The organism is Streptomyces sp. NPDC007095, from assembly GCF_040634475.1.
In the GTDB taxonomy this organism is placed as follows: Bacteria; Actinomycetota; Actinomycetes; order Streptomycetales; family Streptomycetaceae; genus Streptomyces.
The window spans coordinates 1-3,171 of record NZ_JBEYFS010000462.1 but is presented as its reverse complement, the minus strand read 5'-3'; the positions used below and the strand labels follow the sequence as shown (position 1 = coordinate 3,171).

1 protein-coding gene is annotated in these 3,171 nt (G+C 65.9%); it reads right to left on the bottom strand.

The features are described from left to right. The coding region (locus ABZ656_RS57275; protein ID WP_360280582.1) for an amino acid adenylation domain-containing protein at nucleotides 1-3,171 on the bottom strand (3,171 nt) is incomplete at both ends.

The following is a 3,171-nucleotide window of genomic DNA, read 5'->3' as shown; positions in this document are numbered from 1 at the left end:
AGACCAAACGGAATGTTGTACGTCCCCGTCCGACCCTCAACCTGATACAGAAACCACAAACGACGCTGAGCAAACGACAACGGCACCACAACCGGACGCGGCCGCGCAGCCAACGCCAGCCGCGCCGCCCGTTCTCCCCCGCCCATCTGTGTAATGAGTCCTGCGACCGTGGGGTTCTGAAAGACGGTACGCAGATCGAGATCGACGTTCATGGTCGTGCGGACACGGGCCATCAGGCGCGTGGCCAGCAGCGAGTGACCGCCCAGCTCGAAGAAGTCGTCATCGATACCGACGGACTCGACCCCGAGCAGTTCCCCGAACAGGCCGGCAAGGTGCTGCTCCTGCGGAGTCCGCGCACGACGGCTCATCTCCGTGGTCGCCCACTCCGGTGCGGGCAGTGCCCGCCGGTCTATTTTCCCGTTAGGTGTCAGCGGAAGGTGATCGAGCAGAACGAACGCCGCCGGGACCATGTATTCCGGCAGGTGCTCGCGCGCGTGACTGCGTGCGATACGCGGGAGCTGTTCGTCCGCGCGCGCCCTTGTGGGGGTATTCGCCCAGCTGGTGAGGGGGGTTCCGGGAGCAGCCGCGGGAATGTAGGCCTGGGGCGGGAGGGACGCGGCGGGATGAGTGAGGACGAGGTCTACGGCGGTGGAATCGACGGACGACCAGGTGACAGCAGTCCGGTAGCCGTAGTCGTCCCCGACCTGGTAGAGGGCTTCCGGATCGGCTCCGGTGTGGGTCGTTGGGGTTCGGGAGTCGGCTTGCCGCAGTGCGGCTGCCAGGGCTGTGTCGCGGCTGAGGCGCTGGTTGGGTATGCCGGTGATGCGGAGCCGGCGGGGATGTTGGGTCGCCAGGTGATGGGCAAGCGCGTCCAGGGTCCCGAACGTGTGCTGCCAGTTCACTGACGGAACAGTGTCCTCGGGGGTTTCGAGAGCATCCGGGATCGGGAGCTTTCGCAGGACGACGTCGTAGCGGTAGCAGGTGAGCTCGTTGTGGTGTGCGCCCCGTTTGAGCTCGATGTCAACATGGGAAAGCTCTTTGATGTGTTCGCTCAGAGCAGGGAAGAACTCCGGGTCGACAAGGAGCTCCTTCTCTGCGCGGAGTGCATTGTCGATTGCCCGGCTGAGGGCGAGCAAGTCGCCGGCCGGAGCTGCGCGGTGGGCCTGGACCGCGCTGGTGAAAGTGCTGTGCAGACGCGCGTTGCGTACGTCGCCGACGAAAACAGTACCGCCGGGTGCCAGGAGACCCATGACGCGAGTCAGTACCTCGAGCAGGTAGTCGACGCTCGGGAAGTACTGAATGACGGAGTTGAGGATGACAGTGTCGAAGTATCCCTCGGGCAGACCATCGGTGTCGTGCGCGGGCTGGGCACGCAGTACGACATGTTCCGCCAGGGCGGGCTGTGCGGCAATCTGCCCGGCCAGACTGTCGATCACCGACGCGGAAAGGTCCGTGGCCCAGTAGGACTCGCATCCCGGGGCGAGCGGAGCGAGATAAAGCCCCGCACCCGCGCCGATTTCCAGTACCCGCCGCGGCTTGAGCGACCTGATCCGCTCCACCGTCGTGTCGCGCCATTCCCGCATCTGCTCCTCAGGAATGGGAAGCCCGTCATAACTGCTGTTCCAGCCACTGAAATCCTCACCCAGCACACGACCCCGGTCGGCTCCCGTCGCCGTTTCGTAGAGCTGTCGCCATTCCTCGACGTGATCGCCGTCGAGTTGGCTGCGAGTGGTGGGATCGTCGGCCTGGGTGGTGTTGGTGACGAGGTAGGCGATGAGCCGCTGGTCCCCCGGGTGGTCCTCGCGGAGGGTGACCACGGCCTGGTCGATGTGCGGATGCTGGGTGAGGACGCCCTCGACCTCACCCAGTTCGATACGGTATCCGCGCAGCTTCACCTGCTCGTCCGCGCGGCCGAGGTATTCGAGGTTCCCGTCGGAACGCCACCGGGCGACGTCACCGGTGCGGTAGAGGCGGGAGCCGGGTTCTCCGTAGGAGTTGGCGACGAACCGCTGTGCGGTGAGCCCGGGCCGGCCGAGATATCCACGGGCGAGCCCGGGGCCGCCGATGTAGAGCTCTCCGGGTGTGCCGACCGGAGCCGGGCGCAAGGTGGCGTCCAGAACATAGACACACGTATTGGCGATCGAGGTTCCGATGGGAGGCCTGAGTGCGGACCCGGCCGTCAGCGGCCGACTCATGGTGGCGCAGACCGTGACCTCAGTCGGCCCATACGCATTGATCATGCGCCTGCCTGGCGCGTACGCATCGACAAGCTCGGGCGGGCAAGCCTCACCGGCCACCGTCACAGTGACCCCCGCCGGGATCCCGCCCACGCTCTGCAACGCCGCCACCGCCGACGGCGGCAGCGTCACATGCGTGACACCATGCCGCTCCATCAACGCGACCAGCGACGGGCCGGGCAACAGCTCCTCCGACCGTGCCAGCACCAGCGTCCCACCGGACAGAAGTCCCAGGCACAGTTCGGAGAACGACGCATCGAAGCTGGGAGAGGCGAACTGCAGGACCCGGCTGTCCGCGCCGACACCAAAACGCTCGCACTGCGCCGCGACCAGACTTGCCACACCTGTGTGGCTGACGACCACACCCTTGGGGACACCCGTGGATCCCGACGTGTAGATGACATACGCAGGATGCTGCACCTTCACGGCAGCACGGCGGTCACGGTCCCGCAGATCATCCGGCGCGTAAGACTCCATGTCACCCGCCCACCCGACGTCCAGCACCAGGCGCGACACCTCCCGCGCCCGCTCCGGAAGCCGATCGGCTACTTCGTTCGAGGTGACGAGGAGTGCGGGCTGGGCGTCGTCGACTATATGGGTGATGCGGGCAGGGGGATATTCGATATCGATGGGCAAGTAGGCAGCGCCGGCCTTGAAGACAGCCAGTATCGCGGTGACCAGCTGCAGCGAGCGCGGTAGGGCGAGAGCAACGACGTCTTCCGCACCTATTCCACGCGAGACGAGCAGGCGTGCGAAACGATTGGCCTGTGCGTTGAGTTCACGGTAGGTGAGATTTTCCTCGCCGAAAACAACCGCAGGAGCATCAGGCGTGGCAGCGGCCTGCTCCTCGAAAAGTTCCGGCATGGTCCGGGCCGGAACCTCGAGCCCCGTCCCGTTCCACTCGGTGAGGAGCTGCTCCCGCTCACCGGGCAGC